Here is a 22,183-nt window from a genome sequence, read left to right as displayed (position 1 = left end):
GCGACAGGGCCATCAGGGCACCAGCAGCGGGTCCCGCCCCGTCGCGGGGGCGAGGTCGTGGCGGATGTACCACTCCGTGCCCATGACGCGACGCTGGACCTCGGGTGCGAGGGCGGCGATGCGGCCCGGGGCGGCGCCCCGCTCCACCTCGCTGCGGTGGGCCGCGATGGCGGCCAGCTTCTGCTCGACCCAGGGCCGGACGTCGACGGCCGTGACCATCTCGTCCGGCACGGAGTACGCGCTGTCCACCGCTGTGCCGGGCCGGAGGAGGTATCCGCCGAGGGCCCGGGCGGCTGAGTGGGGGTGGGCGGCGAGGTGGAGGGCCGTCGGCTGCCAGGGATCTCCGGCAGCCGGGTACAACCGGCCGAGACCGGCCGCGTGGACGGCGAGGACCGCGAGCCTGTGGGCGTGAACGTGGTCCGGATGCCCGGTCAGGCCCCCGCAGGCGTCGTTGGCGATGACGACCTGCGGCCGGAACTCCCTGATCCGGGCGACCACGGCGCCCACCGCCTCGTCCAGTGGGGCGTCGCAGAACCGTGGCCGGCCCGGGGCCGAGGAGGGGACGCGGGCGTCGGCGTAGCCGAGCAGTCGGGGCGCACCGGCACCGAGGATCTCGAGGGCATCGGCGAGCTCGGCGGCCCGCCCGGTCCCGGCCGCCCAGGTCGCGGTCACGACCGCGGTCCGGGCGCCCGCAGCGGCGTGCCGGGCGAGGACGCCGCCTGCGAACAGGGCCTCGTCGTCGGGATGCGCGAAGAACGCCAGAACGCTCGGCGCCGGCATGGGGCACCACCTTTCAGTCAGCCCACGGGGGGCAGGAGTGGTGGACGTGGTGCGCGGACGGGTTCCTGCGTCGTGCGGGTGAAGGCGCGGCGGTAGGCGCGGGGCGGGACTCCGCGGCGGCGTACGAACTGTTCGCGCAGCACCGCGGCGCTCCCGTATCCGACCCGGCGGGCGATCTCCTCGACCGGGAGGTCGGTGGTTTCGAGGAGTTCCTCGGCCTTGCTCAGGCGCAGGCTGCGCAGCCAGGCGTGCGGGGTCGTGCCGGTCGCGGCGGTGAAGCGGCGGGCGAAGGAGCGTCTGCTCATCATCGCGCGGCGGGCCAGTTCCGTGACGGGCAGCGGCTCGTGGAGGTGCTCGCGGGCCCAGCCGAGGACCTCGGCGAGCCGCTCGTCCCGGCCGTTCTCGGGGACCGGCGCGGCCAGGTACTGGGCCTGCCCGCCGTCGCGGTGGGAGGGCAGCACCATGTCCCGGGAGACCCCGTTGGCCAGCGCGGCACCGTGCTCCCGCCGCAGCAGGTGGAGGCACAGGTCGAAGCCCGCCGCGGCCCCCGCGCCCGTGACGACGCTCCCTTCGTCGATGTAGAGCGCGTCGGGTTCCACGGTGACGTCCGGGTGGCGGCCGGCGAGCAGTTCGGCGAACCTCCAGTGGGTGGTCGCCCGCCGGCCGTCGAGCAGGCCGGCGGCGGCGAGCGCGAACGTCCCGACGCAGTGGGCCGCGACCACGGCGCCGCGCTCGTGCGCGGCCCTCAGCGCGTCGAGTACGGCGGGGGCGGGTGGCGTACGGAATCCGGCCCCGGGCAGGGCGATCAGCAGATCGGCGCCCGCGAGCCGGTCCAGTCCGTGCGCGATGGAGAGCGCTACGCCGCAGTCCGTGGGCACAGGGCCGGGCCGGTCGCCGCACAGGGCGAAGTCGAAACCGGGCAGCGCCGCTCCGTGGGGACCGAACACCTCGGTGACGATGCCGACGGCGAGCATGCCGACGCCGGGAGGGGCGTACGCGGCAACGGTCTTGAAGGGCGGCACGGTCGCAGTGTGGCACACGGTTGGCACGAATCCTGCGATCAGGGGCAGCAGTGCCACTCGTGAACTCCCGCCGGGCCCGGAAGGATTGAGGCCATGACAGACGCACCGCTCGGCCGCAGCGCCGCATACAAGGTCCTGACCACCGGCTACGTGGGCTCCACCGGCCCCGGAGTCGCCGCGACCGTCTCCTACGTACACGACGCGGGACGGCACGTGATCTTCGACCCGGGCATGGTGGCGAGCCACGACGACATCCTTGCCCCGCTCGCGGAACTGGGCCTCGGCCCCGAGGACATCACCGACGTGGTGCTCAGCCACCACCACCCCGACAACACCATGAACGTGGGCCTCTTCGGCCGCGCCCGGGTGCACGACCACAAGGTGGAGTACCTGGGTGACCAGTGGACGAACCGCGACGCGGAGGGCTACGAACTCACCCCGTCGCTCCGGCTGATCCGCACCCCGGGCCACAGCCACGAGGACATCACGCTGCTGGCCGGCACGGACTCGGGCGTGGTGGCCTTCGCCGGCGACCTGTGGTGGCACGCGAACGGCCCGGCGGACGACCCGGTGGCCCCGGACCGCGAGGTACTGCGCGCCTCCCGCCTGCGGGTGCTGGCCGCGGCGGATCTGATCGTGCCCGGCCACGGAGGCCCCTTCAAGGGCGATGACACCACCCCTCGTTAAGGGTGGGGCGGGCTGCGCCTCGGCGGGCGCTCCGGGGCGGGCAGGTCAGGGGCAGCTGATGCGGATGTCGCCCGGGTCGGTGGTGCAGGTGTCGGTGCCGGTTCCGCCGTTGGCGGTGTCGTTGCCCGAGACGGAGTCGGTGGTGGTGAGGCGGTCGTTGCCGTAGTAGCCGGTCAGGGTGTCGTTGCCCGGGCCGCCGTTCAGGGTGTCGTCGCCGAAGCCGCCGTCGATGTTGTCGTTGCCGTAGCCGCCGTGGACGGTGTCGTTGCCGTAGCTCGCGCGGACGGTGTCGTTGCCGCCGAGGGCGCAGATCACGTCGTTGCCGTAGCCGCCGGTCAGCGTGTCCGCACCGCTGGTGCCGATGATCGTGCAGCCGCGCGCGTTGTTCACCGAAGTGGTCGCGGTGGCCCTGTTGTCGGTGGTCACCGGGTCCTGCTGGGTGGCGCTGACGTTCGCCGTGTTCGTGACCGTGCCGGTGGCCCGGGGCTCGGCCGTCACCGTGACCGTCGCGCTCGCGCCCGGGGCCAGCGAGCCGAGGGCGCAGTTGGCGCCGGCCGCAGTGGTCGTACACGTCCCTTGCGAGGGAGCGGCCGAGGTGAGGCCCGCACCGGCGCCGGAGAGCGTGTCCGTCAGCGTGACGCCGGTCGCGGTGGCGGTGGATGCCGCGGAGTTGGAGACCGTCACCGTGTACGAGGCACGGTCGCCGATGCTCACGGTGGCCGTACCGGTCTGCGTCACCGACAGGTCCGCACTCGGCGGCGGGGGCGGCGCCGTGCCGTCGCCGCCCTGGTAGCGGGCGACGGCGAAGGCGTAGCCTGCCCCGTAGCCCGCCGCGACGATCTTGCCGTCCGGCTGTACGAGCACCCCGCGGGCGTCGTCCCAGTCCAGGAAGCCCGTGACGACGAAGCCGTCGCCGTCGAAGCCGGTGTCCACCGTGCCGTTGGTGTTGAAGCGGGCCAGGCCGAAGTCGTTGCCCTCCTGGCTGTTCGGGTCGTCGGCCTGCCCCGCGATGACGATCTTGCCGTTCGGCTGGAGCGCCATGGCGTTCGCGCCGCCGCCGTCGCCGGGGAAGCGGACCGAGGTGCGACCACCCGTACCGAAGCCGCCGTCGGGACTGCCGTCGGCGTTGTAGCGCAGCAGGGCGACGCCGACACCGCCGGATCCCGCGGCGACGACCTTGCCGTCCGGCTGCACCGCCACGGCGTTGCCGAACTCGGTGCCGCCGAAGTCCGCGGTCACCATGCCGTCACCGCTGAAGGCGGGGTCGAGGCTGCCGTTGGGCAGGTAGCGGGCCACGCCGATGTCGAAGGCGGTGTTGCCCACGTACCCGACCGAGACGATCTTGCCGTCCGGCTGGAGGGCCATGCCGCGGGCGGTGCCGCCGGCGTCCTGGGGCGAGGCGGGCGTGAACCCCGCGACCACCGCGCCGTCGCCGCCGAGGCTCGGGTCCAGGTTTCCGCCGGCGTCGAGCCGGACCAGCGCGAAGCCTCCGCCGCCGCCCTTGCCCGCGGCGATGATCTTGCCGTCGGGCTGCACCGCCACGTCCGCGCCGTCCGCGGACCCGCCGAACTCGTCGACCCGTACCAGGCCGCCGTTGCCGAAGCCCGAGTCCAGGGTGCCGTCGGTGTTGTAGCGGGCCACGGAGAAGAAGCAGCAGCCGCCGCCTTCCTCCGCGAGCACCTCGGTGGTGCCCGCCACGACGATCTTCCCGTCCGAGGGCTGGATCGCCACCGCGTTGGCCGAGTGGTTGCCGCCGCCGAAGTCGCTGGTCACCGTACCGTCTCCGGCGAAGGCGGAGTCGAGGCTGCCGTCGGTGTCGTACCGGGCGAGCGCGAAGCCCGCCTCGCTCAGGCCCACCACGACCAGCTTGCCGTCGGCCTGCCGCGCGATGTCGTGGCCCTCCGCGGACCCGGGGAAGGAAGTGACCACCCGGCCGTCGGGTCCGAACGTCGGATCCAGGTCGCCGGGTGCGGCCACCGCGGCGCCGGGCAGCGCGAGTACGAGCGCCAGGCCGAGCGCGGCGGCCAGCACCCCGGTCGTCCGGCCCGGCCTGCGGCGCCGCCGCCCCGCCGGTCTCAGGTGTGCGTGGGTCATGGGCGTACGAACCTCCGGCCTCGCGGGGTGCAGGGAGCAGCGCACAGCTTCGTGCCGCTGCCCGCCCGCGCCCCTGCGGGCCGTGCCGTACTGCGCCCACTCGGCCCCGGGAACCACCCCCGCGGGGGAGCGCACGGGGGTGATGGGGATCCCGTGCCGACCCGGGCCGGGGGTTGTGCGGTCCCGCCGGGCTCAGTCCTCGCCGTCCAGGCGGAAGCCGACCTTCAGGCCCACCTGGTAGTGCGCGATCGCGCCGTTCTCGATGTGGCCGCGTACCTGTGTGACCTCGAACCAGTCCAGGTTGCGCAGCGTCTGGCCCGCCCGGGTGATCCCGTTGTGGATGGCCTGATCGATGCCCTCGGGGGAGGTGCCGACGATTTCGGTCACCCGGTAGGTGTGGTTGGACATGGGTTCTCCCGACGGTGGGTGCTTGTGCCTCGTTCCACGGTGCCCCAGTAAGTCCGTCTCCGCGAACTTTGTGTGAACAGTCCCGAGCGAAAGGCCCTTGACCCGCCCATTGGTCTATGCCAATTTCGAGCCATCTGAGATCCGTCTGAGATCGATCCCCAGAAGGTGACCCCTCGTGAAGATGCGCCTCCTCGCCGTGTGCACCGCCCTCGCCGCCGCGACCGCCCTCACCGGCTGCAGCCGGCTGGCAGGATCGGCCGAAGGGACGCAGAAGGTGACGCTCTGGCTGATGAAGGGCAGCGCGTCGGAGGACTTCATCGCGAAGTTCACCGCCTCCTTCGAAAGGGAGCACGCCGGCGTCGACCTCGACGTCAAGATCCAGGAGTGGACGGGCATCGGCGAGAAGGTCAATGCCGTGCTCGCCGGCAAGAGCAGCGAGAGCGCCGACGTCATCGAGGTCGGCAACACACAGGTCGCCCAGTACATCGAGGCGGGCGGCCTGTCCGAACTCACCCTCGAGGGCCTGCGCGAGTGGGGCAACAAGGACTGGCTCAAGGGTCTCTCCGACCCCGGAAGCATCAACGGGGCCCAGTACGGAATCCCCTGGTACGCCGCCAACCGGGTGGTGATCTACAACAAGGACCTCTTCGCGAGCGCCGGGATCAAGACCCCGCCCAAGAACCGGCAGGACTGGATCCAGGCCACCCAGAAGCTCGACAAGGGCGACCAGCAGGGCATCTACCTGGCCGGGCAGAACTGGTACGTCCTCTCCGGGTTCATCTGGGACGAGGGCGGCGACCTCGCCGTCGAGACGAGCGGACAGTGGACCGGCACCCTCGACGACGAGAAGGCCCTGGCCGGCATGGAGTTCTACAAGCAGCTGCAGGCCCTCGGCGACGGCCCCGAGGACGCCGACGAGGAGACGCCCCCGCAGTCCGAGGTCTTCGCCCGCGGCCACGTCGCCCAGATCATCGCCCCGCCCGGCCAGGCCGCCGCGATCGAGGCCGCCAACCCCGCGCTCAAGGGCAGGCTCGGCTTCTTCCCGATCCCCGGCAAGACCTCCGACAAGCCCGGCGCCGTCTTCACCGGCGGCTCCGACCTGATCATCCCCGAACGGACGAAGCAGCGGGCCCGAGCCGTCGACGTGATCACCGCCCTGGTCAGCGAAACCTGGCAGACCGAGCTCGCCCGCACGATGAGCTACGTACCGAACAAGACCACCCTCGCGCACGTGGTCGACGGCAACGAGGGCGCCGCGAGCATGGCGCCCGGAGCCGCCCAGGGCCGGGCCACCCCGAAGTCCGCCCGCTGGGCCCAGGTCGAGGCCGAGAACCCGATCAAGCCCTACATGACGGCCGTACTCACCGGCCAGGACCCCCGGCAGGCCGCCAAGGCGGCCTCGGACGCGATCACCAAGGTCCTCAACGCCGACCGCTGAGTCCGCCGAGTTCAGCGTTCGCACATCCAAGTGCCGCTGAGCGGTCATGTCGAATCCAGCCGGTCACGGAAGAAGTAAAGGAGCCAGGCCACCACACCTGCCGGCCTGGCTTCCGTGCCCGGATCAGGAGCCGCCATGACCATCGCCCCCCTGTCCCCGTCCACCCTTCCCCCCACCGTGAGCCCCATCGTCACCGCCGCGGCCGTCCCCGCTGCCGTCACCCCCGCCGCCGTCCCCGCGGCCGCACCCCTCGCGGCACCCGCCGCCCTCCCCGCCACCCCCCACTACGCCGTCCGCCTCGCCCGCAACGAGGACGAGGTACGCGCCGCCCAGCGGCTGCGCCACCAGGTCTTCGCCGGCGAGCTCGGCGCCCGCCTCGACGGACCCGAGCCCGGCCTGGACTCCGACGCCTTCGACGCGTACTGCGACCACCTCCTCGTCGTCGAGGAGGAGACCGAGCAGGTCGTCGGCACCTACCGGCTGCTGCCCCCCGAGCGCGCCGCCGTCGCCGGCCGGCTCTACTCCGAGAGCGAGTTCGACCTCTCCGCCCTCGCCCCGGTCCGCCCCGACCTCGTCGAGGTCGGCCGCTCCTGCGTCCACCCCGACCACCGCAACGGCGCCGTCATCGCCCTGATCTGGGCCGGCCTCGCCCGCTACATGGACAGCTCCGGCCACAACTGGCTCGCCGGCTGCTGCTCGATACCGCTCGCCGACGGCGGGGTCCTGGCCGCCGCCACCCGCGAGAGCGTCCTCACCCGCAACCTCGCCCCCGAGGAGTACCGGGTCACCCCCCACCTCCCCTGGAACCCCGAGGGAATCACCTTCCCGGCGCGCATGGAACTGCCCCCGCTGCTCCGCGGCTACCTGCGCCTGGGCGCCTGGGTCTGCGGCGAGCCCGCCCTCGACGCCGAGTTCGGCTGCGCCGACCTCTACGTCCTGCTTTCCCTGCGGCGCACCAACCCGCGCTACCTCAAGCACTTCCTCTCGCTCGCCCCGGCCGCATGAGCGTCTGGCTGCCCACCTCGCCCTGTACCCCCGAGGCCTGCGCCGGCCACGAGGGGGACAGAGCGGGCGCTGCCCGCGCGGTGCTCCGGCTCACCGCCGCCGTCGCCCTGATCCTGCTCGGGATCCTGGGCGCCCCGCCGGTCCGGCTGCTCCCCGCCCGTCCCCGCCACATGATGGTGCGGGCCTGGGCGACCGCCCTGCTCCGGGCCTTCGGCATACGGGTCACCGTGCACGGAAGTCCCGGCCCGGACGGCGGCCGCCTGATCGTCGCCAACCACATCTCCTGGCTGGACATACCGCTCGTCGCCACCGCCCTGCCCTGCCGGATGCTGGCCAAGAGCGACATCCGCGACTGGCCGGTGCTCGGCCCGCTCTCCCGGCAGAGCGGAACCCTGTTCATCGAGCGGGACCGGATCCGGGCCCTCCCCGACACCATCGAGACCATCACCCGCGCGCTGCTGGCCGGCGACCGCGTCACCGTCTTCCCGGAGGGCAGCACCTGGTGCGGACGCGCCCAGGGCCCCTTCCGGCGGGCCGCCTTCCAGTCCGCCCTGGACGCCCGGGTGCCCGTACAGCCCGTCCAGCTCGCGTACCGGCTGCCGGACGGGAGCCTCGCCGCGGCGCCCGCCTTCGTCGGGGACGATCCGCTGACCGCCTCCCTGTGGCGGATCGCCCGGGCCCGCGGGGTGCAAGCCGAGGTCCGGCTGCTGCCGCGGATCCCGCCGGGCCGCTACGCGGACCGGCGGGACCTCGCGGCCGCGGCTCAGGCCGCGCTCGCCTGCGACCCGGTCCCCGCCTCCTCACTGCTCGCAGGAGTGCCGGCCCAGCCGTCCTCCCCGTCGGCCACCGCCAGGGACAGCGCGAAGCGGCCCTCGGTGTCCGTCCACCACTGCGTCAACTCCAGCCCCGCCTCGGCGAGTTCCTTGCGTACGCCCTCCTGACGGAACTTCGCGGAGACCTCCGTCAGGATCTCCTCACCCGCCGCGAACGGCACCACCAGATCCAGCGCCCGGACCTTCACCACCAGCTCCGACCGGGCCCGCAGCCGCATCTCGATCCACTCGTGCTCCCGATTCCACACCGCGACGTGCGCGAAGTCGTCGGTGTGGAAATCCGCGCCCAACTCCCGGTTGACGACGGCCAGGACGTTCTTGTTGAACTCGGCCGTCACCCCCTGCGCGTCGTCGTACGCGGCCACCAGGACGGCCTCGTCCTTCACCAGGTCCGTCCCCATCAGCAGGGCGTCCCCGGGCGACAGCATCGCCCGTACGGAGGCCAGGAACGCGGCGCGCTCCGGCGGCAGCAGATTGCCGATCGTGCCGCCGAGGAACACCACCAGCCGCGGGCCGGGAGCCGGCGGCAGTTGCAGCGGCTTCGTGAAGTCGGCCACCAGCGCGTGCACGTGCAGCCCCGGGTGCTCGGCCAGCAGCGTCTGCGCCGCCCCCTCCAGGGCGCTCCCGCTCACGTCCACCGGGATGTACGTGTCCAGCGCGGGCATCGCCTCGATCAGGTGCCGCGTCTTCTCCGAGGAGCCGGAGCCCAGCTCCACCAGCGTGCGCGCCCCGCTCGCCGCGGCGATCTCCCCGGCCCGTGCCAGCAGGATCTCCCGCTCGGCGCGCGTCGGATAGTACTCCGGCAGCCGCGTTATCTCCTCGAAGAGTTCACTGCCCCGGGCGTCGTAGAACCACTTGGGCGGCAGCACCTTCGGGGACACCGTCAGCCCGTGCAGGACGTCCGCGCGCAGAGCGGTCTCGGCGGAGTGCTCGTCGAGGGTGCGGGTCAACTGGAAATCGCTCACTGGGAGATCTCCTTCAGCGGGGTCAGGACGACCCGTGTGCCATGGGTGGTCAGCAGGGTCCGGTCGGGCACTTCGCACCAGCGGGGGTCGTCGTCGTACGGCTCGGACGCCACCACGATGCGCTGCGCCGCCGTGTCGGCGGGACGGGCCGTGTCGGCCGGATGCCCCGTCTCGGCCGGATGCACCGTGTCGGCCAGGTACCAGAGCGAATCGCCCCAGGCCGTCGCGGCGATGCCGGTGCCGTCGGTCATCAGCAGGTTCAGCCGGGAGTCGGGCGAGGCCGCCGCCACCTCCCGCACCGGCTCGGCGAGCGCCGTGCCGAGGTCGTCCCCCCGGTGCAGCCGGTGCAGCACCAGCGCCCAGATCAGCGCCGAGTCCGTGCCCGCCGCCAGGGACAGCAGCTCCTCGGGCGGCAGGGCGGCCGCGAGCGGCGTCGCCGCCTCCGGCCAGCCGCGCACCGCGCCGTTGTGGCTGAACAGCCACGGCCCGGACGCGAACGGCGCCGCCGCGGCCTCCCCGTCCGCCCCGAACACGGTGGCGTCCCGTACGGCGGCCAGCGCGGCCCGCGTCCGAACCACCCGGGCCAGATCGGCGAAGTTCAGGTCGCCCCAGATCGGCCCGGCCCGCCGGTAGCGGGCGGGGACCGGGTCGCCCTCCGCGTACCAGCCGACGCCGAAGCCATCGGCGTTGACCGTGCCGTGGCGCTGGCGCCGCGGCTCCCAGGACTGCCGTACGAGGGAGTGCTCCGGCTCGCTCAGCAGCCGGGCCAAGGGCGCCTCCGGCCCCAGGAACGCGATATGACGGCACATCAGACGTCCCTCGCGGTCCGGAAGCCGGAGAAGATCTGCCGGCGCACCGGCAGGTCCCAGTTGCGGAAGGTGCCCCGGCAGGCCACCGGATCCACGGCGAACGAGCCGCCGCGCAGCACCTTGTGCTCCGTGCCGAAGAACACCTCCGAGTACTCGCGGTACGGGAAGGCCCGGAAACCCGGGTACGGCAGGAAGTCGGAGGAGGTCCACTCCCACACGTCGCCGATCAGCTGGCGCACCCCGAGCGGGGACGCCCCGGCCGGGTAGCTGCCCGCCGGGGCCGGACGCAGGTGGCGCTGGCCCAGGTTGGCGTGCGCGGGGGTCGGGTCCTCGTCGCCCCAGGGGTAGCGGGTGGAGCGGCCCGTGGCCGGGTCGTGCCGGGCGGCCTTCTCCCACTCCGCCTCCGTGGGCAGCCGCCGACCCGCCCAGCGGGCGTACGCGTCCGCCTCGTACCAGCTGACGTGCAGCACGGGCTCGTCGGCGGGCACCGGCTCGGTCACGCCGAAGCGGCGGCGCAGCCACTGCCCGGCCTCCCGGTGCCAGAACAGCGGCGCCTCGATCCCGTGCCGGCGTATCTGCTCCCAGCCTTCGGCCGCCCACCAGCGGTCGTCCCGGTAGCCGCCGTCGGCGATGAACGCCTGGTACGCGGCGTTGGTCACCGGCACCGTGTCGATCCAGAACGGCCCGGTGTCGCGGGTGTGCGCGGGCCGCTCGTTGTCCAGCGACCACGGCTCGGCCGAGGTGCCCATCGTGAACGGGCCGCCCGGCACCAGGACTTCGGGCGCCGGCGGGGCCGCGCCCTGCGGCGGATCCGGATCCGGGGCGGTGAGCACCGGCCCGCCCCGGCGCAGCTGATGGGTGATCAGCATGGTCTCGTCGTGCTGCTGTTCGTGCTGGGCGATCATCCCGAAGGCGAAACCGTCGTCCAGCAGCGCGGAGCCCTCCAGCGCAGTGCGCTCCAGCAGGTCGAAGACCCGGCCGCGCACCTCGGCCGCGTAGCGCCGGGCCTCCGCCGGCCCCAGCAGGGGCAGCTTCGGCCGCTCGGAGCGCGGATGCCGGAAGGCGTCGTAGAGCGGGTCGATCTCGGGGCGCAGGGATTCGTGCCCGGCCACGTTGCGCAGCAGCCAGAGCTCCTCCTGGTTCCCGATGTGCGCCAGGTCCCACACCAGCGGGGACATCAGCGGGGAGTGCTGTTCGGTGAGGTCCCGGTCGCTCACCGCGTCGGTGAGCAGCGCCGTACGGGCGCGGGCGGCGGTGAGGGCCGCGAAGGCGCGCTCGCGCAGGGCCGCGGGTGAACGGTCCGTGGGCGAACGGTCCGTGGGCCTCGGGTCCGTGTGCGTGCGGCCCATGTGCGTCCGGTCCGCGGAATCGGCGGTAGGTGATGCGGTCATGAGCGGGCCCCCGTCCCGGTGAGCTGCAGGAATCCGTCGTCGGCCGGACAGCGGCCGCGGAGTACGAAGCGTTCCGTGAACGCGCCGACCACGTCCTGGACGTGCCGGCTCGCGCCGAGCCGCGGCAGCGCCTCGGCGGCGGCCAGGAAACAGGCGGCCGCGGCCGTGCGCAGCTCCGGATCGGCCAGGCCGTGCCGGGCGGCGGACTGCCACAGCGGGTTGCGCGGCGCGGGCCGCGACCCGTGCGTGTCGGCCAGCGCCTTCGCCACCCGGTACGCGCTCTCGGCGGCCTCCGGGTCGTCGAACAGCGCGTGCACCACCGCCACCGGGACCAGCCAGCCGTCGTCGCCGGGCTGGGCGTCGATCATCCGGAACTCCAGGTGGCCGCGCGGGCGCACCGGCGGGAACAGCGTGGTCAGGTGGTATTCCAGGTCCTCGGCGGTGGGCGCCCGTAGGCCGTCCGGACCCCGGGTGCCGGCGCCGCTGTCTGCGGCCCGGAGCCAGTCGCGGAACGTGAGCCCGCGGGGGGCCGCCCAGGGCCCGCCGTCGGGCGACCGTACGCACATCACCTCGGTGTCCAGCGCGTGCCGGGTCCACCCGGCACGCGGTTCGGCGTCCGGCGGCGGGGCCAGCGCCCGCCTTGCGTCGATGTCGCTCCAGATCCCCTGGCGGGCGCACCGCCAGCCGGCGTACGGACCCTCGTGCGCGGGGGAGTTGGCGAAGGCCGCCACGAACACGGCGCCCAGCAGATGGGCCAGCCGCCAGCGACGGCCGTACCCGAGGGGGCCCGGTTCCTCGTACCCCGCGTCCACGCAGACCTGCACGGAGGCGGAGGCGCACATCATGGCGCGGCCGGCCGGGCCGGTGCGGTCGAAGTGGATCTCCATCGCGTCGTAGCGCGGGCTGGACAGCAGCCGGCGAAGGGGCAGACGCGGATCGCGGCCGGTCCCGTGCAGGACCAGGCCCCGGGACCTCAGGGCGGACCGTACGGCGGTGAGATCGGCCTGCAGGCCGTCCAGGCAGCCGGAGAGGGAGCGGGCGGGGGCCGAGCTGAGCTCGAGCTGGCCGCCGGGCTCGATGCTGAGCCGGGAATTCAGGGGCAGGGCGCGGGCCGCGTCGTGCGCGGCGGTCAACCGGTCGGGCGGCAGTATCCGACCGGGCCGCTCCGCGTCCAGTACGAGCCATTCGAGCTCGGCACCGAGGGTGCGGGGCGGGCCGGTCTTGAAACAGATGCCGTGGATCAGGTCCTCGGCGGCGGTCTCGCTCAGCGCAGCTGAGGCACCCGGTGTCTGGGGGGTGGGTGGTGCAGGTGAGTCCTGAGGCATGGACGGGTCTCCTGTCCAGTGTTGTGACTTGACCATGCCTACCCGTCCTTGTCGGCCTGAAAGGTGGGAACGGGCCACCGCGCGGAAAAATCTCTGGCCGCGGGTGCACCGCGCTGCCGATGATGGCTACGTGAGCAGCAGATTGCGCGAGATCGCGCGGGAGAACGCGACCATAGTGGCGGCCGGTGGATACCGGACGCGATCGGGGCGGCAGGTCTCCCTCGCCACCGCCCTGGCGGAAGCCAGGGCCGGAACCAGGATATATGGGCCAAACCAGGTCATTCCAGACGAGAACCTTCCCGCCGGGCGCCGTGAAACGGCCGTCGAGGTCACGGGAGAGAGCAGCACGGTCGCAGCCCGTAGGCTCGCCGCCGACGGTCCGGCGCCGGTCCACGGGGCTGCGGTTGCCGTCCTGAACTTCGCCTCGGCCCGCAATCCCGGGGGCGGCTACGTCCGCGGGGCCAAGGCCCAGGAGGAGGCGCTGTGCCGCGCCTCGGCCCTGTACGAGACCCTGCTGGAGGCCCCGGAGTACTACGAGATCCACCGCGCGGGCCGCAGCACCTTCTACACCGACCGGGTGATTCACTCGCCCGGGGTGCCCGTCTTCCGCGACGACCGGGGCGAACTGCTGGACACCCCCTTCCGGGCGGGCTTCCTCACCTCCCCGGCGCCGAACGCGGGCACCATCCGCCGCCAGGAACCGGAGCGCGCCGCCGAGATCCCGGCAGCACTGGCCCGGCGCGCGGAGCGCGTCCTGGAGACGGCGGCGCTGCACGGCTACCCGCGGCTGGTGCTGGGGGCGTGGGGGTGCGGGGTGTTCCAGAACGACCCCGCGCAGGTCGCGGAGGCCTTCCGGGCACTGCTGGCGGGACGCTTCGCGGGGGTCTTCGAACGGGTGGTGTTCGGGGTACTGGACCGCAATCCGGGGCCCCGGGAGGCGTTCGAGCGGGCTTTCGCCGGGTTCGGGAGGTAGGGGGCCGCCATACTCGTCCTGTGACGGACCTCGATGCGCTGTTCGACCACATCGCCGCCGACCTCGCGCCGCGCGGCGTCACCGCGGGCGCCATGTTCGGCGCCCGCGCCCTCAAGGCCCACGGGAAGGTCTTCGCCTGCCTCAACGGCGATGCCCTCGCCGTGAAACTCGGGGTGGGCACCCCGGCGCACACCGAAGCCCTGTCCCTGCCCGGCGCCGAACTCTTCGACCCCTCCGGGGCAGGGCGCCCCTTCAAGGACTGGGTCGCCCTGCCCGCTGCGCAGGCCGGCACCTGGCCGCACTACGCCGAGACCGGACTGGTCGGCCTCGGCGGCTGACCTGCGGCCGCGGCTGACCCGCGGCCGGCGCCGGCTACCGCCAGCCGTAGCGCTCGCGGAGCCGGTTCACGACCAGCTGGAACCGGCCCCGGTCCAGGGCGCACGCCTCGCGCCGCATGCCCGCCTCGTGCACGCGCAGCACCCGGTCCACATCGACCCAGGACTCCCGCCCGGCGCCGTCCCACGGCCCGGTCCCGATCGGCACCCACTCCCGGTCGTTGTCGTGCCGCTTGCTGGACAGCTGTACGGCCAGCAGCGTCCGCCCGCCCGCCTCCCGGGCGACGACCAGCACCGGGCGGTCCTTGCCGCGGCCGTCGTTCTCCTCGTAGGGGACCCAGGTCCAGACGATCTCGCCGGGGTCCGGATCACCGTCCTTGTCGGGCGCGTACTCGGTGCGCACCGGCCCGATGGCGTGCGGATCGGCCTCGGTGGTGGCGGTGGCCCCGCCGCGCCCGGGCTGTTCGATGGGGTCGGAGCTGTGGTGGGAAAGTGCCGTCATTCGGGTGAGGTTACTGGTTCGGGCCTGCTCTGCGCGGCAGCGCCGGTCAGTCGGCCTGCGGCCAGTCCCAGCCCAGCTGGAGGAAGATGCCGAGGCGGTCGCTGACCGCCCGGATCTGTGCGATCTTCCCCTCGGCGAGGGTGAAGATCCAGATGGCCTCCACCTCGAAGTCACGCCCGGTCGGCTGCGGCATCCGCGGGTGGGTGCCGTTGTGCGTGCCACGCTGGGTGACGCGGGCGACGACGCGGTCGCCCTCGCCGACGAGTTCGTCCACCCGGACGAGGAGCGGGTCGAAGGCGGCGAGCTGGCTGCGGATGCCGTCGAACGCGGCGCCGGGCTCGTCGGCCTCGCCGTGGATGATCTTGTTGTGGTCGATGACGTCCGCAGCCATGAACTTCACCAGATCATCCGGACGGCGCTCGCTGACGGCCGCGAAGAAGCCGAGGACGGTCTGTTTGTTGTCATCCACGATCGTGCTCATGCGGTTCCCCTGTGAGTCGTTGGTCGACGCGAGCATACGAGGGGGTGCAGGTCAGGCGGTGACCAGGGCCAGGACGAGACCGTCGTAGCCCTTGCTGCCGACCGTCTGGAGGGCGGTGGCGGTCAACCTCGGGTGCTCGGCGATGAGTTCGGTGAACCGGCGGACGCCCTGGACGCGCGGGTCGGCGCTGTCCGGATCGACGACGGCGCCGTCGCGGACGACGTTGTCGCCGATGATGACACTGCCGGGGCGGGTGAGCTCGAGCGCCCACTTCAGGTACTCCGGGTTGGACGGCTTGTCGGCGTCGATGAAGACGAGGTCGAACGGGGCCTGGTCCTTGAGCTCGGGCAGCAGGTCGACGGCCCGGCCGCGCCGGATGTCGACGACCTCGTCCAGACCGGCCCGGGCGATGTTCGCGGCGGCGACGTCGGCGCAGTGCTCGTCGACCTCGAGCGTGACGAGCCGCCCGCCGGCGGGCAGGGCGCGGGCCAGCCAGATGGTGCTGTAGCCGCCGAGGGTGCCGATCTCGAGGATGGTGCGGGCACCGTGGATACGGGCGAGGAGATGGAGTAGCTTGCCCTGATTCGGAGCCACTTGGTGCGCGGGCAGCCCCGCGGCGTCGGAGTCGACGTTGGCCGCGGCCAATGCCTCGTCCTCTTCGACGAGCAGCCCGCCGAAGTAGTCGTCGACGGCGGTCCATAGCTGCTGGTGCTGATGCTGACCCATGAGTGCTCCCGATCTCCTTCGGTTTCGCTTTCGCGGGTGATTAGTTCCCAAAGGGAACTTACATGAGATCGGGGATCTTTCAACGGGTTGTTGAGGGGTGGGGGTGGGGGTGGGGCGGGGCGGGGTCGGGAGAGCTGGTCGGGATGCCGGGGGTGGGGTCCGAGCTGACCGGCGTCGGTGTGGGTACGGGGGCTTCCCGGCAGTCCACTGTCCTTCCGTGTCGTGCCGGCCCGTCAAGGGCGCTCTCTTCGTTCGCGTCGCTTCGCGATGGCCTTCGGCCACCCTTGACCGACCGACCCGCCCCGGAAAGACAACAGACTGCCGGGAAGCCCCCGAAGGATGGCCGGGGGGTTCGTGTTCCGATAAGGGCCCATCAGAGATCCTGACGGCCGCCCCATCCATCCGCGCCCGGCCAACCAGGACCACCGAGCCGGGCCGGTGATCGGGCCGCGGGGAGGGGCGCGGTCCCTGAAGGGCCCAGATGAAGCCCTTTCCGGACCCGGGTAGGGTCAACCTGCACCAGACAGCGACCAGATGCCCATCTCGGTAGCGGTGGGCCCGCAGGCGCCCGAGATCGCTACGTGCTTCTCTCTGCGTGGCGTCCTCGCCCCGCCTTGGGCTGGTCATAGGCCGCCCACGACCGTCGGAGAGGCGGCCGGGCGTGCGACAGCGGGTCGTTTGTCCCCTTTTGGCGCCCACTTGGGAGCCAAGAGACGTCCTGCCGGGGTGAGGGGTTGAGGAATCCGGCATCAGGCTCCTTCTCGCCCTCTTTTCGCCCCAGATAGCGTGCAGACGCTCGAAAACCGCCCCCTGGGAGGCGTCTGGGCGGCCTATGCCCAGCCCCAGACGGCCCCAGGACGCAAGAGATGAGGAGCGCGTAGCGATCTGACGCGTCCACGGGCCCAGGTGGACTGCCATGGGTATCTGGTCGCTGTCTGGTGCAGGTTGACCCTGCCCGGGTCCGGAAAGGGCTTCCCATGGGCCGTTGAGGGAGTCGCGGCCTCCCTGCGGGCCGATCACTGGTCCGGCTCGGTGGTCCTGGTGAGCGGACTCCGGATGGACAGGGGCCCCTGCTCGGCATCTGTGATCTGGGCAGGTCGGAATCCGAACCCCCGGCCATCCTTCGGGGGCTTCCCGGCAGTCTGTTGTCTTTCCGGGGCGGGCCGGTCGGTCAAGGGTGGCCGAAGGCCATCGCGAAGCGACGCGACGAAGGAGCGCCCTTGACGGGCCGGCACGACACGGAAGGACAGTGGACTGACGGGACGCCCCCGTACCCACACCGACGCCGGTCAGCTCGGACCCCGGCCCCGGCATCCCGACCAGCTCTCCCGACCCAGACCCCCCTCACCCCCCGCCCGGCCACCTCTGCGTCCAGGCTCCCGCCGCCTCCGCCTGGGCAGCCAGTGCGAGCAGTAGCGGTTCCGCTCCCTCCGGGCCCAGGAGTTGGGCTCCCATCGGGAGGCCCTCGGCCGTGAGGCCCGCCGGGATGTTGACCCCCGGCCAGCCCAGGACGTTCCACGTCCAGGCGTACGGGCAGGCCGCGATCATCGCCCGGTCCGTGGCCATCGCCCCGAGTCCGGACAGGGCCCCGATCCGGAGCGGTGGAGTGGCCGTCGTCGGGGTCAGGACCACGTCGAACCGGCCGAAGATCTCCCCGATCCGCCGCCGCAGCAGCGCTTCCGCCCGGCGGGACACCCGGAGCGGCAGCCCGCCCAGGATGCGGCCCGTGCGCATCGCCTCGTGCGTGCGCGGGTCCAGCAGGGCGGGATCCGGCACCCGCGACGCCCAGTCCCGTACGCCCCGGGTCGCCCGGGGGACGAAGGTCAGGCCGATCTGCCCGTAGCGCGGGTCCTCCGGGACCACCTCGTGGCCCAGCGCCTCGAGCTGCCCGGCCAGTCGCTCCACGGCCGAACGCACCTCCGGGTCAAGGGACTTCGGAGTCGCCGTGAAGGCCATCCCGAACGACAGGGCGATGCGCAGCCGGCGCGGCGTGCGGCGGATCGCCTCGACCGCGGAGACGGGTGCCGGGTGGTGCCGGTCCCCGGGGTGCTGGCCGCTCGCGGCGTCCAGCAGGAGCGCCGCGTCGGCGACGGTGCGGGCCAGCACGCCGTTCACCGTCAGCCCGTGGAACGACTCCGGCTCCGGCCAGGTCGAGATGCGTCCCCGCTGCGGCTTGACCCCCACCAGATGGGTCCAGGCCGCGGGGATCCGTACCGAACCCGCCCCGTCGGACCCGAGCGCCGCCGGGACCAGTCCCGCGGCCACGGCGGCCGCCGAGCCGCCGGAGGAGCCGCCGGGCGTGTGGGCGGGGTTCCACGGATTGCGGGTCTCGCCGAACGCCGGGCCCTCGGTGAAGGGCCACTGCCCCAGCTCCGGAGTCTGGGTCTTGCCGACGATGATCGCGCCGGCGGCGCGCAGCCTCCGTACGGCCTCGCTGTCGGCGGTCTTCGGCGGGAATTCCCCGGGGCAGCCGAACGCCGTCGGCTCCCCGGCCATGTCCATGTCGTCCTTGACGGCGAGCGGTACGCCGAGCAGCGGGAGCCGCTCACCGGCAGCCAGCCGCCGGTCGGCTGCGTCCGCCTCGGCGAGTGCGGCCTCGGTCCGTACGATCCGGAAGGCGTTGAGCTCGGGCTGCGCGGCCGCGATCCGCTCGAGGGCCTCCTCGGTCAACCGGCGTGCGCAGACGTCTCCTTCGGCGAGTGCCTTCGCCGTGTCCACCAAACCGGAACAGACGGAAGAGACAGCAGAAGGGACAGAAGAAGAGACAGCAGAAGAGACAGTTGAAGCCTTCGTACCTGACGTCACCGACATCGGACCTCCCCGTTACCGCTCGGTAGGACCGACGGTAACGGGGAGGGGCCGAGGGTGGCTAGAGCGGGTGGACCCAGCCTTCCAGCGAGGCCATGAAGCCGTCGAAGTCGTCCCGGTGGATGGTGTGTCCGGCGCCGGCGACCGACCGCACCTCGAAACCGCGCCCCTCGAGGAGCGCGGCGCGCTCCGGGGAGATGAGGAAGCTCGGGTCGGCGAGCTGTACGAGCGAGGGAACCACCGGCGCCGCCGGCATCAGGTCCGTACCGAACAGCGGGGCCAGGCTCAGCGCCGTCGACTCGTCCCACAGGGCCAGGGTCTCCAGCTCGACGTCGACGTCGGCCTCCTCCCAGCGCGGGTTCATCGCCTGGATCTGCTCCCGGGGCGCGGACTTGAACTGCGCGAACACCTGCGGACCCAGGCCCTCGGACGGGCTGGCCAGATGCCAGGCCGGGTCGGAGAACACCGCCCGCGCCGGCTTCAGCCGGTCCGCGGCCAGGGAGAGGGTCAGCCCGCCCAGCGAGTGGCCTATGGCGAGGTCGGCGCCGGTCGGCAGGGTCTCGGCCACGTCGTCCGCGAAGAGCTCCGGGCTGTACTCGCCGCGCCCGCTGGCGCCGTGGCTCCGCAGGTCCACGGCGATGACACGGTAGCCGCGCTCGGCGAGTGCGGGACCGACCCGGCGCCAGGTCCGGTGGTCGGCCATCATGCCGTGGATCAGGAGCGCGACGCGGTCGCCCTCGCCCCAGGTGTGGGTGTGCAGTTGCACGGTGATGCCTTTCTCGGGAAACGGGGTGCACGGCAAAAGCGTGGGAGGGAAGAGCCGGAGGGGGGAGTGGGGGAGTGGGGGAACGTAGGAGTAGGGGGTAGGGGAGATCCCCGGAATCGAGGCGGCGGTCGTCCCCGCCCCTCACCGCACGCTGCGGATCGGCTTCACCGCCAGGGCGCCCGCCCCCGACAGGACCGCTGCGACGACGAACAGCGCGGTGTAGCCGCCGCTCAGCGAGACGATCACCGAGGCGATGAACGGCGCGATGATCTGAGGTCCCGCGTTGGCGATGTTGAGCACGCCCATGTCGCGGGCCGCATCCTGCGCCTTCGGGAGCACCATCGTCACCAGCGCCGTGTCCACGGCCATGTAGCAGCCGAACGCGAGCCCGTTGACGGCCGCGAAGGCCAGCATCGCCGTCCAGCTCGTCGACACGGCCGGGATCACGAGCGCGACGGCCGACAGCAGCGCGGAGGCGCCCACGAAGAGCTTGCGGCGGTCGAACCGGTCGGAGAGGTAGCCGCCGAGGACCGTGGAGACGACCATCGCCACGCTCGTCAGCGGCATCAGTACCGCCACCGCGGCCTCCGGCTCCATGCCGTGGGGCAGCACCGTGTGGTCCTGGAGGATGTACAGCTGGTAGCCGCTGACCGCGAAGTACCCGAGGACCAGCAGCGCCCGCCCGATGAAAGCCCACCGGAAGTCGTGGTCCCGCAGGGCGCCGGCGAAGGCGGCGAGCTGCGCCCTGACGGGCATCGGGGCGCGCGTCGGGAGCCGCTCCTCGCGGGTGCAGGCGGTGAACAGGACCGCGGCGCCCGCCACGATCGCGCCGAACACGAGGTACCCGGTGCGGTAGTCCTCCGAGAACGCCGCGCCGATCAGCGCGCCCAGGGTGGAGCCGAAGGGCAGGCCGAGCCCGACAGCCGCGGAGGCCCTGCCGCGGGCGGACTGCGGGACCCGGTCGGGGACCACGGAGGTGAGGGCGGCCTGGTAGACGTTCATGACGGCCTGGCCGAGGCACCAGGCGATCGTGATCAGCAGGATCGTGTCGGCGAAGCCGAGCAGGAACATCGCCGGTACGGCGGCGAGTCCGCCGCCGAGGATCCAGGGGTTGCGCCGTCCGCTGCGGTCGGACAGCGCGCCGGCGACCGGGTTGAAGACCGTGGCGAAGATCGCCGAGACCCCCGCGATCAGGCCGAAGTCGGAGACCTTGTTCGCCGGGTCGATGTCTTCGACCTGCAGGGCGAGCAGGACACCGGCGACGCCGATGTAGAGGGCGTACATCGCGCCGTTGCCGACGAGCAGCAACGGGAACAGGCCGCGTCCGGGACCGTGCGGGGCGGTGGCGGCGGGTGCGGCGGACGCGTCGTCGGGGGTGGCTCCGGCGGTACCGGCGCCGGGGGAGGAAAGGGCCACGGTGCCCTCCTGGGCGGGTTCTTCGGACGGATGAGGGTGGGTGAGGGTGGGGCGGGAGTGGGGTGAGAGGTACGGGGGAGGGGTGCAGGGAGGTGCTGGGAGGGGGCGTGGAAGGGGACTCGGAGGGAGTGCGGGGAGGGTGCGCGCCGCTCTGTCGTGGCGGCGGGGGTGCGACGGAACACGACAGGGCGACGGCACGGCGGGACATGGTCGGACACGTGCTGCGCGGCCCCGGGGAAGGGGATGTGAGCCGGGGTTACACGTGTCAATGAATCGTGTAACCACTGTGTAGCATTCGTTTCCGGCCATCCGCTAGCCCCCGGGCGCAATCGGTCTGGAAAGATGCCACGGCAATGTCACAGTCATCGAAATCGCCGAAGCCGACCCCCGTGCCGACCAGCGCCGACGTGGCCCGGCTCGCCGGTGTGTCGCGCGCGACGGTCTCGTACGTCCTGAACAACGCGGAAGCCGTACGCATCAGCGAACCGACCCGTCGCAAGGTCCGCCAGGCCGCCGAGGAACTCGGGTACGTGCCGCACGCCGCCGCACGCAGCCTGCGCGCCGGGCACACCCGGATCGTGCTGCTGCCCACCTCGCACGTGCCGATCGGACCGCTCTACAGCGCCTTCCTCAATGAGCTCCAGTGGTCGCTGCGCCGCCTCGACTACACCGTGGTCCAGTACGGCAGCCTCGGCCTCAGCGGCGACGAGGCCGCCCGTGCCTGGGCCGAGCTGCGCCCGGTCGCGGTGATCTCCCTCGGCGAGATCGCCCTGTCCGCGCACAACGTGGCCACGCTCAAGCGGGCCGGCGCCCGCGCGGTGATAACGATGGGCCCGGTCGGCGTCCCCGGGGCCCACGCCCTCGTCATGGACCAGAGCGAGGTCGGCGCCCGGGCCGCCGCCCATCTCGTCGAGCGGGGTCACCGGCGGATCGGCGTGGTCGTCCCCGAGGAGGAGGGGCTTGAGCTCTTCTCCACGCCCCGGCTGGCGGGCGCCCGCTCGATCGGGGCCGCCGCGATCGAGCCGCTCCCGATGGCCTACTCGGAGGAGTCGGCCGCCGCCCTGGCCGCCCGCTGGCGCTCCCTCGGCCTGGCCGCGGTGTTCGCGTACAACGACGAGTACGCGATGCTGCTGATGCGCGCCCTGCTCGACGAGGGCCTGCGGGTCCCCGAGGACGTCGCGGTCATGGGCGCGGACGACCTGCTCATCGGCCGGCTGCTGCGGCCCCGGCTGAGCACGGTGCAGATCGAGCTGCCCACCGGGGACCATCTGGCCGCGCTGGTGGACCAGGCGGTGCGCGAGCCGTCCGAGATCACGCAGCGGCACGACCTGATCGCCGCCGTGGCCGTCCACCGGGAGTCGACCTGACGGCGGGCCCCTGACCGCGGGCCCCTGACGGCGGGCCCGCGACAGCAGCCCG

Annotated in this window: 20 protein-coding genes and 1 pseudogene; 7 read left to right on the top strand and 14 right to left on the bottom strand. The window is 72.9% G+C overall.

Annotated elements, in window-relative coordinates:
- Positions 1-12 precede the first annotated feature (12 nt).
- Entirely contained in the window at positions 13-780 is a 768-nt protein-coding gene (locus tag OG299_RS07305) for a PIG-L deacetylase family protein (RefSeq protein ID WP_327360962.1), read from the bottom strand.
- A gap of 17 nt (positions 781-797) precedes the next feature.
- Positions 798-1,754 carry a GlxA family transcriptional regulator gene (locus OG299_RS07300; RefSeq protein WP_327364473.1) on the bottom strand — a complete coding sequence of 319 codons (957 nt, stop codon included), beginning with the start codon at positions 1,752-1,754 and terminating at the stop codon, positions 798-800.
- 141 nt (positions 1,755-1,895) lie between these two features.
- Here OG299_RS07300 and OG299_RS07295 point away from each other — a divergent pair, with 141 nt between their 5' ends.
- A complete protein-coding gene (locus OG299_RS07295; RefSeq protein ID WP_327360961.1) occupies positions 1,896-2,489 on the top strand; it encodes an MBL fold metallo-hydrolase in 594 nt (197 codons plus the stop codon).
- 45 nt (positions 2,490-2,534) lie between these two features.
- On the opposite strand, the gene OG299_RS07290 is transcribed toward OG299_RS07295, so the two are convergent.
- Complete coding sequence (locus tag OG299_RS07290) at positions 2,535-4,583, bottom strand: calcium-binding protein (RefSeq protein ID WP_327360960.1); 2,049 nt, start codon at positions 4,581-4,583, stop codon at positions 2,535-2,537.
- 192 nt (positions 4,584-4,775) lie between these two features.
- Positions 4,776-4,991, bottom strand: coding sequence for a dodecin (locus OG299_RS07285; RefSeq protein ID WP_266635375.1), 216 nt, complete (start codon positions 4,989-4,991; stop codon positions 4,776-4,778).
- A 175-nt stretch (positions 4,992-5,166) separates the two neighbouring features.
- Between OG299_RS07285 and OG299_RS07280 the strand changes: the two genes are divergently transcribed.
- The 3 genes and pseudogenes from OG299_RS07280 to OG299_RS07270 form a co-directional block, all read left to right on the top strand.
- Positions 5,167-6,429, top strand: coding sequence for an extracellular solute-binding protein (locus OG299_RS07280; protein ID WP_327360959.1), 1,263 nt, complete (start codon positions 5,167-5,169; stop codon positions 6,427-6,429).
- A 135-nt stretch (positions 6,430-6,564) separates the two neighbouring features.
- Entirely contained in the window at positions 6,565-7,434 is an 870-nt protein-coding gene (locus OG299_RS07275) for a GNAT family N-acetyltransferase (protein WP_327360958.1), read from the top strand.
- Positions 7,431-7,958 (top strand): annotated as a pseudogene (locus tag OG299_RS07270) (lysophospholipid acyltransferase family protein); the annotation flags it as partial. The gene OG299_RS07275 and the pseudogene OG299_RS07270, both read left to right, overlap by 4 nt.
- Before the next feature lie 239 nt (positions 7,959-8,197).
- Here the strand turns inward: OG299_RS07270 and egtD are convergent.
- Genes egtD through egtA form a run of 4 tightly spaced genes read right to left on the bottom strand, consistent with a single transcriptional unit; the run spans position 8,198 to position 12,757 of the window.
- Positions 8,198-9,232, bottom strand: coding sequence for an L-histidine N(alpha)-methyltransferase (gene egtD, locus OG299_RS07265; RefSeq protein WP_327360957.1), 1,035 nt, complete (start codon positions 9,230-9,232; stop codon positions 8,198-8,200).
- On the bottom strand, positions 9,229-10,041 hold the full coding sequence (gene egtC / locus OG299_RS07260; RefSeq protein WP_327360956.1) for an ergothioneine biosynthesis protein EgtC: 813 nt from the start codon (positions 10,039-10,041) through the stop codon (positions 9,229-9,231). The genes egtD and egtC overlap by 4 nt, the downstream gene beginning before the upstream one ends.
- Positions 10,041-11,390: an ergothioneine biosynthesis protein EgtB gene (gene egtB, locus OG299_RS07255; RefSeq protein ID WP_327364472.1), complete on the bottom strand. Its 1,350-nt coding sequence runs from the start codon at positions 11,388-11,390 to the stop codon at positions 10,041-10,043. Before egtB ends, egtC begins: the two co-directional genes overlap by 1 nt.
- Before the next feature lie 38 nt (positions 11,391-11,428).
- Positions 11,429-12,757 carry an ergothioneine biosynthesis glutamate--cysteine ligase EgtA gene (gene egtA, locus OG299_RS07250; protein ID WP_327360955.1) on the bottom strand — a complete coding sequence of 443 codons (1,329 nt, stop codon included), beginning with the start codon at positions 12,755-12,757 and terminating at the stop codon, positions 11,429-11,431.
- A 130-nt stretch (positions 12,758-12,887) separates the two neighbouring features.
- On the opposite strand from egtA, the gene OG299_RS07245 reads away from it, so the two are divergent.
- Together OG299_RS07245 and OG299_RS07240 are read left to right on the top strand one after the other, a co-directional pair.
- On the top strand, positions 12,888-13,730 hold the full coding sequence (locus OG299_RS07245) for a TIGR02452 family protein (RefSeq protein WP_327360954.1): 843 nt from the start codon (positions 12,888-12,890) through the stop codon (positions 13,728-13,730).
- 20 nt (positions 13,731-13,750) lie between these two features.
- On the top strand, positions 13,751-14,068 hold the full coding sequence (locus OG299_RS07240; protein WP_327360953.1) for a hypothetical protein: 318 nt from the start codon (positions 13,751-13,753) through the stop codon (positions 14,066-14,068).
- Positions 14,069-14,102: 34 nt separating this feature from the next.
- On the opposite strand, the gene OG299_RS07235 is transcribed toward OG299_RS07240, so the two are convergent.
- From OG299_RS07235 to OG299_RS07210, 6 genes are all read right to left on the bottom strand, one after another.
- A complete protein-coding gene (locus tag OG299_RS07235; RefSeq protein WP_327360952.1) occupies positions 14,103-14,567 on the bottom strand; it encodes a type II toxin-antitoxin system PemK/MazF family toxin in 465 nt (154 codons plus the stop codon).
- Between the two features lie 46 nt (positions 14,568-14,613).
- Entirely contained in the window at positions 14,614-15,048 is a 435-nt protein-coding gene (locus tag OG299_RS07230) for an ester cyclase (RefSeq protein WP_266635387.1), read from the bottom strand.
- A gap of 51 nt (positions 15,049-15,099) precedes the next feature.
- Positions 15,100-15,774 (bottom strand): O-methyltransferase, encoded by a 675-nt coding sequence (locus OG299_RS07225; RefSeq protein WP_327360951.1) that lies wholly within the window; start codon positions 15,772-15,774, stop codon positions 15,100-15,102.
- A gap of 1,344 nt (positions 15,775-17,118) precedes the next feature.
- Complete coding sequence (locus tag OG299_RS07220) at positions 17,119-18,585, bottom strand: amidase (RefSeq protein ID WP_327360950.1); 1,467 nt, start codon at positions 18,583-18,585, stop codon at positions 17,119-17,121.
- 58 nt (positions 18,586-18,643) lie between these two features.
- Positions 18,644-19,348 carry an alpha/beta fold hydrolase gene (locus OG299_RS07215; RefSeq protein WP_327360949.1) on the bottom strand — a complete coding sequence of 235 codons (705 nt, stop codon included), beginning with the start codon at positions 19,346-19,348 and terminating at the stop codon, positions 18,644-18,646.
- 141 nt (positions 19,349-19,489) lie between these two features.
- Complete coding sequence (locus tag OG299_RS07210; RefSeq protein ID WP_327360948.1) at positions 19,490-20,764, bottom strand: MFS transporter; 1,275 nt, start codon at positions 20,762-20,764, stop codon at positions 19,490-19,492.
- Between the two features lie 353 nt (positions 20,765-21,117).
- Between OG299_RS07210 and OG299_RS07205 the strand changes: the two genes are divergently transcribed.
- A complete protein-coding gene (locus OG299_RS07205) occupies positions 21,118-22,131 on the top strand; it encodes a LacI family DNA-binding transcriptional regulator (protein WP_327360947.1) in 1,014 nt (337 codons plus the stop codon).
- Positions 22,132-22,183 lie beyond the last annotated feature (52 nt).

The organism is Streptomyces sp. NBC_01296 (assembly GCF_035984415.1).
Classification (GTDB): Bacteria; Actinomycetota; Actinomycetes; order Streptomycetales; family Streptomycetaceae; genus Streptomyces.
This window is presented reverse-complemented; position numbering and strand designations above follow the sequence as displayed.